Raw genomic sequence first — 13,722 nt, 5'->3', positions numbered from 1 at the left:
TCTAGCTTCTACATAGCCGTTTCCGTTTATTTGCAAGAAAGCTTGGACAAAAATTTGGCTTTTGTCCAAGCTTAGATTTTATTCTTCTATTTTACAGCTTTATGCGTCATTTGTCTCTAAATCATGTACAAATAATCCGCTTAATAATTTTGGTTCAAACCAAGTTGATTTTGGCGGCATGATTTTACCAGCATCTGCAACAGTCAGTAAATCATCCATTGTTGTCGGGTAAATAGCGAATGCTGCTGACCATTTTCCACTATCTACTAACTGCTCTAATTCTGTCATCCCGCGAATTCCTCCAACAAAATCGATGCGTTTATCGGTGCGGACATCTTGAATATCAAAAATATCGGCGAATACGTAGTTTTGCAGCAAAGAAACATCTAAACCAGCGACCGGATCTTCAGATAAAATGGCTTTTTTGGCAGTCAACGCATACCACTGTTTATCTATATACATACCGAACGTTTTTGAGTGAGTGGGTTTACCTGTGTCGTTTTTTTTGACAGTGAAATTCTTTTCTAAACGCTCAAAGAAATCTGCTTCGATTGGAACGTTCACAACACGATTATAATCCAAAATCTCCAATTCTTCTTTAGGAAAAATCACGGATAAAAAGTAGTTGAATTCGGCTGACTCAGTTGCATTAGGTTGGGTTTCTTTTTTCTTTTGTCCAACTTTTACTGCTGATTCAGTGCGGTGATGGCCATCTGCGATGTATAAAGCTGGAACATCTTGAGCAAAGGCTTCAACTAGTTGATCGATGATTTCCGGTTTATCTACAAGCCAAACTCGGTGCGTAACGTCATGGAAACTGGTGAAATCATAGACAGGATCATGCGATTTTTTCCAATCATCCGTCAGTGTTTGGACGTGTTCATTTCTTCTGTAGGTTAGAAAAATCGGGCTAGTATTCGCATCACACGCGTCAATATGACGGATGCGATCAACTTCTTTTTCTGGACGAGTAAATTCATGTTTTTTGATTTTTCCGTCTGTATAATCGGTAATCGAAGTACAAGTCACAAGGCCCGTTTGAGCACGGCCATTCATTGTCAATTCGTAGAGATATAAGAGTGGTCGATCATCTTGAATCAGCCATTGCTTTTGTAAAAATGCTTCTAAATTGTTGGCTGCTTTTGCGTAAACTTGCTCATCATAAGGCGAAAGAGTTTCAGGTAAATCAATTTCTGCTTTATCGATATGCAGGTAAGAATAAGGATTGTTTTTACCAAGTTCACGTGCTTCTGCAGAATTTAAAACATCATAAGGTAATGTAGCGATGCTTTCGCTAAACTCAGCTGCTGGTCGAATTCCTTTAAATGGATGGATCGTAACCATTAATAACTCACCGCCTCAGTATTTTTGATCGTTCTTACTCGGATGATATTTTCGGCAGCTTGGATTTTTTCAGCAGCAGCATTGATTTTTTCTTCATCTGTTTCAGCAATATCAACAATTGTATAAGCGAAATCATCACGACTGCGATTGATCATGGTATCGATATTGATCTTTAAATTAGCGATACCAGTTGAGATTTGTCCTAACATATTTGGTACATTTCTATGCACGATCGTGAAACGAAATGGCGAATTGAAGGCCATTTCAACTGTTGGGAAATTGACAGAGCGCTTAATATTGCCTGTTTCCAGGAATTTTTTCAATGTGCGTGCAGCCATCTTAGCACAATTTATCTCAGCTTCCTCTGTTGATGCCCCTAAGTGAGGAAGAACTAGAATTTTTTCATTGTGTAAAAGACGCTCATCCGCAAAATCGGTCACAAAGTTGCTGATTTCCCCTTGATTGATTGCTTCGACTACAGCATCAGTTTCGACTAGTTCACCTCGAGCAAAGTTAAGTAAAACGGTATTTTTTTTCATTTGTGCCAATTGCTCTTTGCCAATCAAATGATGCGTATTTTCAGATAAAGGAACGTGAACGGTAATGAAATCACAAGTCTTTAGGACTTCTTCCATGCTTTGTGCCCGTTTGACACGACGTGAAATACTCCAAGCGGTATCAACAGAAACAAAAGGATCGAAACCTGTCACTTCCATGCCTAAACGATAGGCATCATTAGCAACCATTGCTCCAATTGCCCCAAGACCGATCACACCAAGTTTTTTTCCTTCTAATTCAGTGCCCGCAAATTGTTTTTTCTGCGCTTCGGCTTGTTCTTCGGCATCTGTACCTGTCAGTGTTTGAACCCAATTAGAGCCCTTTAAAATTGGACGGACAGACAACAGTAAGCACGCGATAACAAGTTCTTTTACAGCATTGGCATTTGCACCGGGTGTATTGAAAACCACGATTCCGTCTTCGGTACACTGTTTGACGGGTACATTATTGGTTCCAGCACCTGCACGAGCAACGGCTAAAACAGAAGCTGGGAAGTTGTAGCCGTGGAGTTTTTCACTGCGTAAGATGATACCAGCAGGTGTTTCAGTTTTATTGATCGTAAAGTTTTCCTCATTAAAACGGGCTAAACCTACAGGGGCGATCGCATTGAATGTTTTAATATCGTACATCTATTTTGTTCCTCCATTTTCTGCTTCGAATTTTTTCATTAAATTCACCAATGCTTCAACACCAGCTTTTGGAAAGGCATTGTATAAACTAGCACGCATGCCACCTACAGAACGGTGCCCCTTTAAGTTTTCAAATCCTTCGGCTAAGGCTTCTTGGTTGAATTTTTTATCCAAGTCGTCGTCTCCAGTAATAAAAGGAATATTATTGATCGAACGGTCTTGCGGATTAACGGGTGAAGAAAATAGGGAAGATGAGTCGATTTCATCATATAAAATGGCTGCTTTTTCTTTATTTTGTTTTTCCATTTGACGAACGCCGCCTTGTTCTTTGATCCATTCAAAGACAAGTTTTGCCATGTAAATGCTGTAGGTCGGCGGTGTATTGTACATTGAACCATTTTTAGCATGGATATCATAATCCAGCATAGCGCTAAGAATGTCTGCTTGACCAATCAAATCATCACGAACAATGACAACGGTCAACCCAGCAGGGCCGATATTTTTTTGTGCACCAGCATAAATCAATCCAAAATCAGCCACATTATAATCGATTGACAAAATATTAGAAGACATATCCGCTACGATCGGTACATTACCAGTGTCTGGTAAATCATAAATCGTTGTCCCTTCAATCGTGTTGTTGGTCGTAATATGGACGTAAGCTGCATCTTGTGGAATATCTTCTTTATGGATCTCAGGAATATAAGTGAAGTTCTTGTCTTCGCTTGAGGCAATCACTTCAACTTCGACATTATCCAGTTTTTTTGCTTCGCTAATCGCTTTTTTCGCCCAAGAGCCAGTGTTTACATATAAAGCTTTTTTATTTTGCGCTAAATTCAAAGGAACCATCGTAAATTGCATACTTGCGCCCCCTTGTAAAAAGAGCACTTTATAATTATCAGGAATAGACATCAATTCTCTAAGTAACGTTTCAGCATTTTCAATGATCGTTTCAAAAAGGGAGGACCGGTGACTCAACTCCATCACGGACATGCCGCTGTTCTCGTAATTCACCAATTCGGATTGTGCTTTTTCCAAAACACTTTTAGGTAAAACGGCGGGACCAGCTGAAAAATTGTAAACAGTTTTCATACAGTTATCTCTCCTTTGATAAGATCATTCATCGACTATTTATATAGTAAATGTGAAAACCATTATAACAGAAAGGTTAGATTAAAAAAAGATTAAAAAGTAAGTTTCGTCATTTTTTTCATAGAATTTTCCATATCATATGAGAAAAATGGCCGCAGTTCTGACCTCATTAATAAAAGTTGAGCAAGTATTTGTTCAAAAACTTGCAATTGTACAATCCCCTTTGTCATATCGTCGCCTTGTTTGAGAATATTCAAAAGGCTCTCCTGTTTTAAGGTAAACTACTTGGTCTATCTCTAATACAGGATCATACTCTGTACATTCTAAATACTTTTTGTCGTAAGCATCGGGTTTATCCGCGCGAATGATCCTTGAGGCAGCCCCAATTTCCAATTTCAATGTTCCTTGAATGTGCTGATAGATTGATGAGAGTAGAATTTCTTCATTTATAGCTGTAATTAATTGAGCTGGCATGATCGTATATTCGATCAATAAGGGTTCTTCTTTTTTTATACGTAAACGAATAATATCGTAAACAGGATCATTTTTTGATAATCGCAGTTTTTCTTGTTCTATTTCATTTGGGAAGCGGACTTCAAAAGAAATAATTTTACTCTGAGGTTTCTGAGTTGTTTTGACTTTCGTCGTGATCCCAACAAACTTAGTATCATAAATGGTGTAAGAGTCCTTAACAAAAGTTCCGATTCCTCTTTTTGTATAAATTAAATTTTCTAATTTTAAAATAGTAAGAGCTTTACTTATAGTCATTCTACTGGTGTTATAGAAAATTGCCAGCTCAGATTGCTTAGGTAGTTTTTCGTTGACTTTAAAATGGTTGTTATTGATTTTAAGACGTAAATCTTCAGCAATTTTTTTAAATTGAGTCATAGTAAAATTCCTCCTATATAGTTATTTTGAGTATGTAAACTAATTAGTTTACATACCTCTTTTCTAGGCTTTACATAGAACTACTTTGATTATAAACTAGCGTTGTAATCGATTACAAGTTGAAAATAATATAGAGTCGGAGGATAAAAGTTAATGTTCAAAAAATTTTATTGGGGAAACTCATCTTCTGCCATGCAAACAGAGGGTGCTTGGAATTTGGACGGCAAAGGATTATCTATTTATGATATAAAAGAACCTGCAGAAAACATATCAGATTGGAAAGATGGCATTGATGCCTATCATAGATATGAAGAGGATTCTAAAATTATGCAGGATTTAGGAATGAACATGTATCGTTTCTCGTTATCTTGGTCAAGGATTGATCCAGCAGGTGATGGTACATTCAATGAAGCAGGGATTGCATTTTATCACAGATTCATTGACGACTTGATTGCTAATAATATCGAACCAATGCTTTGTCTACATCATTTTGATGTTCCACTAACTTTGGCCGAAAAATACAATGGATTTGTTAATCGTAAAGTTGTTGATGCTTTTGAACATTATGCTAAAAGAGTGATCGATGAGTTCAGCCCTAAAGTAAAACATTTTATTTCTTTCAATGAACAAAATTTGTACTTACGTCCCGAGAGATGTTTTGTTAAAAGTGGTTATTTGGAAGGGGAGCAAACGACTGAAGAAATATTTAAAGTGATGCATAATTTAACAATGGCTCATTGTTTTGTTGCAAACTATATTCACGAAAATACAGATGCTTACATTGCGGGAATGCTTTCTTACACTGAGGTTTATCCAGAAACGTCTCATCCAAAAGATGTTTTTGCTACTAGGGAGTGGGATGAATTTACTAACTATAATATAGCTGATTTATTTATACGAGGTGAATATTCTAAGAGTGTTATGCGTTACCTAAAAAACCATCAGATCGATATAGGGCTTTTACCTGGTGATTTAGAAACTATGAAAAAACAATCATGCGACTATTTAGCTTTTAGTTATTATGCAAGTAATACTATCTCTCATAAACTCATTGATTTTGATAAAGCACCTAATTATTATTTGGTTGAAGGACGAGTGAAGAATCCTTATTTGGATGAGTCAGAATGGCATTGGGAGATTGATCCGTTGGGTTTTAGAAATGTTATGAATAAATTATATAGTCGATACAATGTGCCTATTTTTCCTATTGAAAATGGGATTGGTGTTATGGAGGTTTGGGACGGTATTCGACCAGTTCAAGATAGCTACCGAATTGAGTATCACGAGAAACATATCAAAGCTTTACTTGATGCCAGGGACATTGATGGCGTAGATATTCCAGGTTATCTTGGTTGGGGGCTGATTGATTTTCCTAGTTCGTTAGGCGATATGCGCAAAAGATATGGAACAGTTTATGTGAATCGTGATAACCATGATTTGAAAGATTTGAAACGGATCCCGAAAAAAAGTTACGCTTGGTTTAAAGAAACATTTCATTCTAATGCAGCTAACTTAAAGAATGGAGACGAATGACTTGGAAGAGAATAAGTTCATTCAAAAAATAACAACAATTGCCTTTAAATTAGGTCAAAATATTTATTTGCAAGCTCTAAAAGATGCTTTCTCAACATTGATGCCAATTTTCGTTTTAGCCGGGATCAATACGATGCTAAATAGTGTCCTCTTCCCGTGGGTTTTAAAAGGAGAACAATTAGTAACGGCCCAAGCCTACACGGGTGCGATTGGAAATGCTACATTGAATATTAGTGGCTTACTAGTTGCGCCTACAATTGCCTTTTTTTTATCAAAACACTTAAAGTTCAACAATCCATATTCATCTGTTGTTACTGCTATCAGTTCCTTATTTGCGATCTTACCTGTTACGACAATTGTTTCTGATATAAATAACCCTGATACTTCTGCAACCACGAAAAGTGTAGTACTTTTTAACAATATTGGAACGCAAAGTATGTTTGCAGGGATAATTGTAGGTATTTTTGCAACAATTCTTTATATTCGTTTAACTAAAGTTAGATTATTTGAGATCAACTTAGGTGAAAATGTCCCACCTCAAATTAGTAAATCTTTTAGTGCGCTGATACCAACTATGATAACGGTGTCTGTCTTTGGTTTAATATCATTTGCTTCCTATATGATTTTAGGCAAAGATTTAATTACTTTAATTGTAATGATCATTCAGGAGCCTTTAAGAAAAGTTAATACAAGTTTACCTGGATTTGTGTTCTTATATAGTTTTGGGAACTTTTTGTTTGGCTTGGGTATTCATCAAGGTGTTGTTATGAATAGTATTTTAGATCCATTTCTAATTTCAAACATTACTGATAACATGTCTGCTTTTCAAAACGGTCAAGAGATACCACACATTTTGACAAAACCATTTGTAACGTGTTTCCCACAAATGGGTGGCACTGGCGGAACGATCAGTTTATTAATAGCTATATTTATTTTTTCTAAAAGTAAATATACAAGGAATATTGCTGGTTTGTCTTTTGGACCCGGGCTTTTTAACATCAATGAGCCGCTAATTTTTGGTATTCCTATCGTTTTTAACCTTCCATTGATGATTCCCTTTGTATTAATGCCGGCTTTGTATTCCGTTATTGGTTACTATCTGACATTATTCGGGTTAGTTAGTAAAACTGTAGTCTTTGTTCCTTGGATGACCCCACCTATTGTGAGTGGCTATCTTGCTACTGGTGGCGATTGGCGGATAGTTATTGCTCAAATTGTTCTAATCATTTTAGGTGTGTTCATTTACTTGCCATTCTTAAAAATCAGTGATCGTTTACAAGATCAAAAAATGGGAATAAAACTGTAAAAAATCGGGTTGAAGAAAAAATGCAGCTAGTATTTAAAGAGGGCATAAAGCAGGTTTTAAAAAACGCGGGTGTGAGACAAAGGGAACATTCACTTTTGTTTCACACCTTATAACTGAATACACGTTGGGAGCAGAAGCAAGCCCTTTTGTCCCAGCCTCATAAATTAGTTGTCAAGGAGGAGCAAACGATGGAAATGGCATTTAGGTGGTATGGAAGTGAATTTGATAAGATTTCTTTGGAACATATTCGTCAAATTCCTGGTTGTAAAGGGATTGTTGGAACGCTATTTGATATTCCAGCTGGTGAAATTTGGCCCAAAGAAAGAATCAAAATGTTAAAAGAAGAAATTAAAGCTGCTGGATTAGCTTTGAAAGTTGTTGAAAGTGTGAATGTACATGAGGATATAAAAATCGGTTTAGTATCAAGAGATATTTATATAGAAAATTATAAAGAGACAATTAGAAACTTAGCTGAATTTGGTGTTGAGGTCATTTGTTATAATTTCATGCCAGTTTTTGATTGGATCAAAACGAATTTAGAATATGAACTTCCGGATGGTTCAACAACTTTAGCGCTTGAAAGAGTTGGAATTGAACGAAATCCAGAAGATATTATTAAAGAAGTCGAAGAAAAAAGTGGAGAGTATGTCTTACCAGGTTGGGAGCCAGAGCGTTTAACACATGTGCAAGAACTATTTAAACTGTATGAAGATGTGGATAACCAAAAGTTACGTGATAACTTTGAGTATTTCATTAAGGCCATTATACCAACATGTGAAGAAGTAGGGATAAAAATGGCGATTCATCCAGATGATCCCCCGTATTCTGTTTTTGGCTTACCTAGGATTGTTAAAAATAGAGAGGATTTAGATTGGATTTGCAGCATTGTAGATAGTCCTTTTAACGGAATCACTTTATGTACAGGTAGTATCTCCGAAGATCCAGCTAATAATGTTTATGAGATTTTAGCTGAGTTTACAAAACGCGGCCGTATTCCATTTGCACACGTTAGAAATATTAAACATTTACAAGAAAAAGATTTTTATGAAGCACCACATTTATCATCTGAAGGTTCTCTAGATATGTATAAAATTATGGCCTCACTTTATAATAATGGTTTTGATGGCTATATACGACCTGATCATGGACGAATGATTTGGGGAGAGACAGGTAGACCAGGGTACGGGTTATATGACCGTGCTATTGGATTAAGCTACTTAAATGGTTTATGGGAATCGTTAGAAAAAAGTAGCTAATTGTGGATCATCACTACTATATAGAACAAAATATTGGTTTTATTTTTTAGTTCTACTGAGGATTCAACAACTTTATAAAAAATATAGCAAGTCGAATAGGCACCAAAATCGATTTAGTATTCTTTTAATTAAAATGATTATATGAGGTTATTTAATTTCTTTGGTGAAGATCAAGGGGTAATTCGGTTGAAAATTTAATTTTTTTTAATAATGGAGAAGGGTGACTTATGAAAAAAGTAGATATTTTAACAAGAATGGAACAAGCTGGTGTGATTGCTGTTTTACGAGGTCAATCAAAAGATAAAGCTAAAAAAGCAGCCCAAGCCATTATTGCAGGTGGTATTAAAAGCATTGAAGTTACTTTTACAGTTCCAGATGCTGAACTGATTATCAAAGATTTAGTAACAGAATATGAAGCTGATAAAACAACTGTGATTGGAGCGGGAACAGTTCTTGATGTTACGACTGCAAGATTGGCAATTATGTCAGGAGCAGAATATATCGTGAGTCCCAGTTTTGATCGAACTATTGCAGAATTATGTAATTTATATCAAATTCCTTATTTACCTGGTTGTATGACTATGACCGAAATGCAAGAAGCCTTGAAAAGTGGTGTAGATATCATTAAATTATTTCCTGGAAATGTCTTTGGATCAGATTGTATTAAATCCTTCAAAGCACCTATGCCTCAATTGAATATTATGCCGTCAGGCGGAGTCGACCTAGGAAATATCAGAGATTGGTTTGAAGCAGGTGCTGTTATGGTCGGAGTTGGTGGACATTTACTTAAACCTCTTGAGACAGATGAATTTAATAAAATCACAGAAATTGCTGAACGATATATAAATGCTTTTAATGAAATAAAGGGTGGAAAAAATGGCTAAAGTGATCACATTAGGTGAAATCATGCTGAGACTTTCAACGGAATATGGGAAACTTATTTCTAATAGTCAGTCATTAGCTATTACTTTTGGTGGTGGAGAAGCGAATGTAGCGGCTTCGTTAGCAAATTTTAACCATCAGGTCAAATTCGCAAGTAAAGTACCTAATAATAGACTAGGAAAAAGCGTCGAAAAATTTTTAAAATCATTTGAAATTGAGACGGATCAGTTGCTCTTTGACGGCAATAGATTAGGTACTTATTACTTGGAAACAGGCGTAGGAAATCGATCACCTTCAGTGGTTTATGACAGAAAATTCTCAAGTTTTTCTGAAATGAATAGACTTGAATGGCATGAAGATATATTTCAAAACGTTAATTTATTTCACATTTCAGGAATAACTCCAGGGTTATCAAAAGAATGGGAACGACTAACGTTAGAATTGATTTTGCTTGCTAAAGATGCAGGTTGTAAAGTTAGTTTCGATATTAATTTTCGTTCTAAAATTTGGAATAAAAATCAATTTAAAGAATTCTTGAAAAAAGTTCTTCCTCTAATTGATTATTGTTCAGCAAGTAAATTAGATGCTATTCATTTTTTCGATGTACCCAATTTTGATCAAGCCGTAAATAGAACTGACTCAGAAATGAGCTATTATTATGAAAACATACAAAAAAAATACCCTAATCTTAGTGTACTTTATTCAACGACAAGACTCGTTGAATCATCGAATAAACATTTTTTAACAGGAACAATGTGGATGGACCAACAAATATCAGAATCTAAAACTTATTGTATTGATCCAGTAGTTGATAGAGTAGGTGCAGGAGATGCTTTTTCAGCAGGGATTTTACATGGATTATTAGCTGATTTTACACCGAGTGAGACAATTGATTTTGCTACAGCAGCAAGTGTCTTAAAACATTCTATTTTTGGCGATTTTAATCAATTTTCAGCTGATGATATTCTCACTATGAGCCAAACAGAAACGAATGGAATTATTCGTTGAAAATCGTACACGTTATTCTTGATAGCTTAAAAAAATTTTTTGTTAAATGTAATTGGTGAAGTTAATTCTAAGGAATTGAATTTGAGTAATCCCTCATTTTTCGTTCCTTTTTTTGATTATTTTTAGGATTTATTTCTTCGAATCAATCGTGGTATTAATTTCTTTAGTTTATTCAGTGATTTTCATTACTATTGAGTTTTGATAGTTTAGCTTTTTAAAAAATGAGTGAGACAATCTCACGCATAGTTTTTATTAATTTGAAAACTAGTGTATCTTTCTTCTATGACCTACTTCTAATGCAAGAACAATTAATTCATTTTCTTCAATTTTACAAATCACTCGATAGTCACTAATTCTGTATCACCACTTTCCATTGTGATTTCCAACAAGTGATTTTCCAGATTTTTTTTGGTTATCAGTATTATCTATATTTTATGACAGGTGAAGCGTTAGCCAATGCTCACAAAAAATTTTTAAGTGAGTATCAAGCAACGGTTAGTGGAATAGATATGGATTAGGATAAAATCTTAGCTGAGATTGACGACTACAAAGCCTTGTTGCACACGATTGACGAATTAATACGAGATACGAAAACACCTAGACCAGATTTAGAAAAGCGCTCAATTAATGTGTATGAAGCCATGCAGAAACGACAAGAGAAGCTAGAAAAGTTCCGTGCATATAGTGCGCAGTCAGCAAGCTACTTTGATGAATACAACTCTTCACAACAGGAATTAGACAATGGTGTTGCCCAAGTGAAGGACTGTAAAGCGTGGAATGCCGCTTCAGGAACGTTTGATATCAAGAAACTAGACATGAATTGGGCAAAGCCAATCACGATACGTTGGAAAGACCGACAGAAAAAATTGACGCTAAAGTAAAAGCATACAAACTTGCAAATCAAGAAATCACAACAAAATTTGATGAATACGGCAACGTATTAGGTGTGTATGTTGATGGTAAATATGATGCAGAATTAACTAATATCTTACAAGAAGCGATCAGAACACAGAACTTTAATATGATTAAAGGTTTTGGTTCAGGATTTATTGATCAGTTAGCCAATAACAATGGAAAATCTTTATTGAATGAATGGTTTGGTGAAAGAAAAGTTGGTGCAGAACTTTCAGGAACAAAGAATTATGCAGTAGGTCAATTTGTAGCAGATTTAGCTTCTTTAGCACGCAGCGTCCACTGTCTTTTCAGGAGGGGCAGGTGCAATCAATGCAAGTGGATTAGCAGTATCAGGTCATGGAGCAGGTGTGTTTACTAGCGCTTGGGGTAGTTTAGGTGATGGCTACCATTTTGAAGATAAATCGTATAATAACAAAAATGGAGAATGGGGAAATGGCAAGTTTGATAATACTGCCGATAATATACAAGATCATTTTGAAAAACATGGTGATGAAGTTGGCGCAAGTAGTATAGAGCAATACATGAGGAAAGCGCAAGAATTTGCAAGAACAGTGAAAAAAGGTGTGAAGCCTTCTCCAGTACCAGGAGCTACACATGATGTGTTGAGATACAGAAAAAATGGGAAATATATTGATTTAGCACCCAATGGATCAATTATCTCCTTTGGAAAAACTTAACTCGAGGAAGGAGTATAGATATGGCTTTAACTCACGAATTTGAAATGTTTAAGAGTAGTGAAGATGTTGTATTTAACAAGGAAACAAGAAAAAATATGGTTAATGTAGATGATACTTTCATATTATATGGTATAGATACTTTAAAATGGATTCCGTCATTTTCAAAGAATTTTGAACAAAAATCTAACGGTTTGGATTATTATGGAAGAACGTATCTAGATTTTGAAGGAATAACTGCTTTAAAAGGAATCATTGTAGGGTGGTTGCAAATATTTAAATATGCTCCTGTCCAAATTGAATTAACTAGTGATTACGATATTGAGAATGGTAAATTTAATAGTATTAAGATTGAAAAGGAATATTTGCTAGCCCAACTACAAAATCTGTGTACTCTATGTGATAGTGCGCTAAAAAAAGACTATATTTTAGTTCACTTTGGTATTTAATATAGATGTAAGATAGAGACTTTTCTATCTTATTTTATTCTTTAAGAATCTCTTATTTACTTATACCAAAAAATTATCGTTCTTGAGTAGCTCTTTCAAAAATATTCATTAACCAAACGTTATATAGCAAATAGTGTATGTTTTTTAGTGATAGAAATAACTGTACAAATTTACGAACAAAATTAAAAAAAGAAATTTTACACTATTTTATTTATGAAAGAAAAGGAGTATTATTAATTTAATAAAAGAAAGGTAGGTAGTTTAAACATGACAGATTACGAAAAAAAAGAAGACAAAGTTCTTGAAAAAATTGTTAAAGCTGTAGAAAAACTTGATACTGATCTAGATAAAATCGATACATTAAATGAAGATGTTGATAAAAAACATGAAATGAGAAAATGGTTTGCAGAAAAGAAAGCTATGCATGAAATAAAGAAAATACTTCATGACGAAAAAAAATATGAAAAATATGACGATAAAGAATTAGAAAAAGCTGAAAAGTATTTTGATTCATTCGAATAATAGAAATATAAAAGTATTAATTGAGCAAATTTTGACAGTAAAAATCATAATACGTGGTTCTCATGACTTATGATTGTAAGTAGTGCAAAAACTTAATCGTTGAACAAGAATAAATCTGACACAAAAAATTGTGTCAGATTTTCTTATATATAAGTTATCCCAAAAACAGTTGTTTTTGAGTATTTTTCTTATAGAAATAAAGATTTTCATATTGTCTATGTGATTCTTAATAATCACAAGAAGCCTATCTGTCAGATGACGGATAGGCTTCTTTTATAACTAATTAAAAAGTGTAATGATAGAAAATGGTACGATCATAATTCTTGAAGGAAAGGTGTTTCAATTGGTGAATGTGGTTCAATAAAGTATAAAAAGGATATAAGTTTGTGTATAAATATACAAAATACATCCGTTTTATATTAAAATTTAATTTCATTATTTACGTTTTTTCAATGAAATAAATATACGTAAAGTTTCAAAGTTAATTTTCTAAAAGAAAAAAAAATAAGCCATTTTAAATAAAATAGCGTTTTTTTAGCTGAGAAAGAAATACAAGTAAGCGTAAAGAGACAGAAGTTTCTCTCTTGGAATTTTATATACTAAGTAAATCATTGTGATTTCTTTATTAATTATAGATAAAAAAAACAAGAAATACAATAGATTTTT

General features: G+C 34.4%; 15 protein-coding genes. 10 read left to right on the top strand and 5 right to left on the bottom strand.

Translation table 11 applies throughout. The features are described 5' to 3' along the window. Window positions 1-99: 99 nt before the first annotated feature. From IGI43_RS10315 to IGI43_RS10300, 4 genes are all read right to left on the bottom strand, one after another. Window positions 100-1,344 carry a DUF1015 domain-containing protein gene (locus IGI43_RS10315; RefSeq protein WP_438757713.1) on the bottom strand — a complete coding sequence of 415 codons (1,245 nt, stop codon included), beginning with the start codon at window positions 1,342-1,344 and terminating at the stop codon, window positions 100-102. Next, entirely contained in the window at window positions 1,344-2,531 is a 1,188-nt protein-coding gene (locus tag IGI43_RS10310; RefSeq protein ID WP_438757712.1) for a phosphoglycerate dehydrogenase, read from the bottom strand. Before IGI43_RS10310 ends, IGI43_RS10315 begins: the two co-directional genes overlap by 1 nt. Further along, window positions 2,532-3,623: a 3-phosphoserine/phosphohydroxythreonine transaminase gene (serC, locus tag IGI43_RS10305; RefSeq protein ID WP_438757711.1), complete on the bottom strand. Its 1,092-nt coding sequence runs from the start codon at window positions 3,621-3,623 to the stop codon at window positions 2,532-2,534. A 195-nt stretch (window positions 3,624-3,818) separates the two neighbouring features. Beyond that, window positions 3,819-4,511, bottom strand: a complete 693-nt coding sequence (locus tag IGI43_RS10300; RefSeq protein ID WP_438757710.1) for a GntR family transcriptional regulator — start codon at window positions 4,509-4,511, stop codon at window positions 3,819-3,821. A 153-nt stretch (window positions 4,512-4,664) separates the two neighbouring features. Here IGI43_RS10300 and IGI43_RS10295 point away from each other — a divergent pair, with 153 nt between their 5' ends. The 5 genes from IGI43_RS10295 (at window position 4,665) to IGI43_RS10275 (ending at window position 10,496) form a co-directional block, all read left to right on the top strand. Beyond that, window positions 4,665-6,044, top strand: a complete 1,380-nt coding sequence (locus IGI43_RS10295; RefSeq protein ID WP_438757709.1) for a glycoside hydrolase family 1 protein — start codon at window positions 4,665-4,667, stop codon at window positions 6,042-6,044. A 1-nt stretch (window position 6,045) separates the two neighbouring features. Further along, window positions 6,046-7,350: a PTS sugar transporter subunit IIC gene (locus IGI43_RS10290; RefSeq protein ID WP_438757708.1), complete on the top strand. Its 1,305-nt coding sequence runs from the start codon at window positions 6,046-6,048 to the stop codon at window positions 7,348-7,350. A 188-nt stretch (window positions 7,351-7,538) separates the two neighbouring features. After that, window positions 7,539-8,606 carry a mannonate dehydratase gene (gene uxuA / locus IGI43_RS10285; RefSeq protein ID WP_438757707.1) on the top strand — a complete coding sequence of 356 codons (1,068 nt, stop codon included), beginning with the start codon at window positions 7,539-7,541 and terminating at the stop codon, window positions 8,604-8,606. 227 nt (window positions 8,607-8,833) lie between these two features. Then, window positions 8,834-9,490 carry a bifunctional 2-keto-4-hydroxyglutarate aldolase/2-keto-3-deoxy-6-phosphogluconate aldolase gene (locus tag IGI43_RS10280; RefSeq protein WP_438757706.1) on the top strand — a complete coding sequence of 219 codons (657 nt, stop codon included), beginning with the start codon at window positions 8,834-8,836 and terminating at the stop codon, window positions 9,488-9,490. Further along, the gene (locus IGI43_RS10275) at window positions 9,483-10,496 is read left to right on the top strand and encodes a sugar kinase (protein WP_438757705.1); all 1,014 of its coding nucleotides are present in this window, start codon (window positions 9,483-9,485) and stop codon (window positions 10,494-10,496) included. Before IGI43_RS10280 ends, IGI43_RS10275 begins: the two co-directional genes overlap by 8 nt. Window positions 10,497-10,760: 264 nt before the next feature. Here IGI43_RS10275 and IGI43_RS10270 read toward each other — a convergent pair whose 3' ends face one another. Continuing rightward, window positions 10,761-10,850, bottom strand: a complete 90-nt coding sequence (locus IGI43_RS10270) for a type II toxin-antitoxin system RelE family toxin (RefSeq protein WP_438758847.1) — start codon at window positions 10,848-10,850, stop codon at window positions 10,761-10,763. Between the two features lie 200 nt (window positions 10,851-11,050). Between IGI43_RS10270 and IGI43_RS10265 the strand changes: the two genes are divergently transcribed. From IGI43_RS10265 to IGI43_RS10245, 5 genes are all read left to right on the top strand, one after another. Continuing rightward, window positions 11,051-11,377, top strand: a complete 327-nt coding sequence (locus IGI43_RS10265; RefSeq protein WP_438757704.1) for a hypothetical protein — start codon at window positions 11,051-11,053, stop codon at window positions 11,375-11,377. Further along, window positions 11,317-11,769 carry a hypothetical protein gene (locus IGI43_RS10260; protein ID WP_438757703.1) on the top strand — a complete coding sequence of 151 codons (453 nt, stop codon included), beginning with the start codon at window positions 11,317-11,319 and terminating at the stop codon, window positions 11,767-11,769. Before IGI43_RS10265 ends, IGI43_RS10260 begins: the two co-directional genes overlap by 61 nt. Continuing rightward, the gene (locus IGI43_RS10255) at window positions 11,759-12,088 is read left to right on the top strand and encodes a hypothetical protein (protein ID WP_438757702.1); all 330 of its coding nucleotides are present in this window, start codon (window positions 11,759-11,761) and stop codon (window positions 12,086-12,088) included. The genes IGI43_RS10260 and IGI43_RS10255 overlap by 11 nt, the downstream gene beginning before the upstream one ends. 20 nt (window positions 12,089-12,108) lie before the next feature. Further along, window positions 12,109-12,534 carry a hypothetical protein gene (locus tag IGI43_RS10250; RefSeq protein ID WP_438757701.1) on the top strand — a complete coding sequence of 142 codons (426 nt, stop codon included), beginning with the start codon at window positions 12,109-12,111 and terminating at the stop codon, window positions 12,532-12,534. A gap of 267 nt (window positions 12,535-12,801) precedes the next feature. After that, complete coding sequence (locus IGI43_RS10245; protein ID WP_438757700.1) at window positions 12,802-13,056, top strand: hypothetical protein; 255 nt, start codon at window positions 12,802-12,804, stop codon at window positions 13,054-13,056. The last annotated feature ends 666 nt before the right edge of the window (window positions 13,057-13,722 follow it).

It is taken from the genome of Enterococcus sp. AZ126 (assembly GCF_051714545.1).
In the GTDB taxonomy this organism is placed as follows: Bacteria; Bacillota; Bacilli; order Lactobacillales; family Enterococcaceae; genus Enterococcus_L.
The sequence above is the reverse complement of the archived record's forward strand: the minus strand, read 5'-3'. Positions and strand labels throughout refer to the sequence as shown.

What these genes read in the sequence shown, in the direction of transcription:
- IGI43_RS10315 (WP_438757713.1), bottom strand. Translation starts at nt 1,344, where the DNA reads ATGGTTACGATCCATCCATTTAAAGGAATTCGACCAGCAGCTGAGTTT.
- IGI43_RS10310 (WP_438757712.1), bottom strand. Translation starts at nt 2,531, where the DNA reads ATGTACGATATTAAAACATTCAATGCGATCGCCCCTGTAGGTTTAGCC.
- serC (WP_438757711.1), bottom strand. Translation starts at nt 3,623, where the DNA reads ATGAAAACTGTTTACAATTTTTCAGCTGGTCCCGCCGTTTTACCTAAA.
- IGI43_RS10300 (WP_438757710.1), bottom strand. Translation starts at nt 4,511, where the DNA reads ATGACTCAATTTAAAAAAATTGCTGAAGATTTACGTCTTAAAATCAAT.
- IGI43_RS10295 (WP_438757709.1), top strand. Translation starts at nt 4,665, where the DNA reads ATGTTCAAAAAATTTTATTGGGGAAACTCATCTTCTGCCATGCAAACA.
- uxuA (WP_438757707.1), top strand. Translation starts at nt 7,539, where the DNA reads ATGGAAATGGCATTTAGGTGGTATGGAAGTGAATTTGATAAGATTTCT.
- IGI43_RS10280 (WP_438757706.1), top strand. Translation starts at nt 8,834, where the DNA reads ATGAAAAAAGTAGATATTTTAACAAGAATGGAACAAGCTGGTGTGATT.
- IGI43_RS10275 (WP_438757705.1), top strand. Translation starts at nt 9,483, where the DNA reads ATGGCTAAAGTGATCACATTAGGTGAAATCATGCTGAGACTTTCAACG.
- IGI43_RS10250 (WP_438757701.1), top strand. Translation starts at nt 12,109, where the DNA reads ATGGCTTTAACTCACGAATTTGAAATGTTTAAGAGTAGTGAAGATGTT.
- IGI43_RS10245 (WP_438757700.1), top strand. Translation starts at nt 12,802, where the DNA reads ATGACAGATTACGAAAAAAAAGAAGACAAAGTTCTTGAAAAAATTGTT.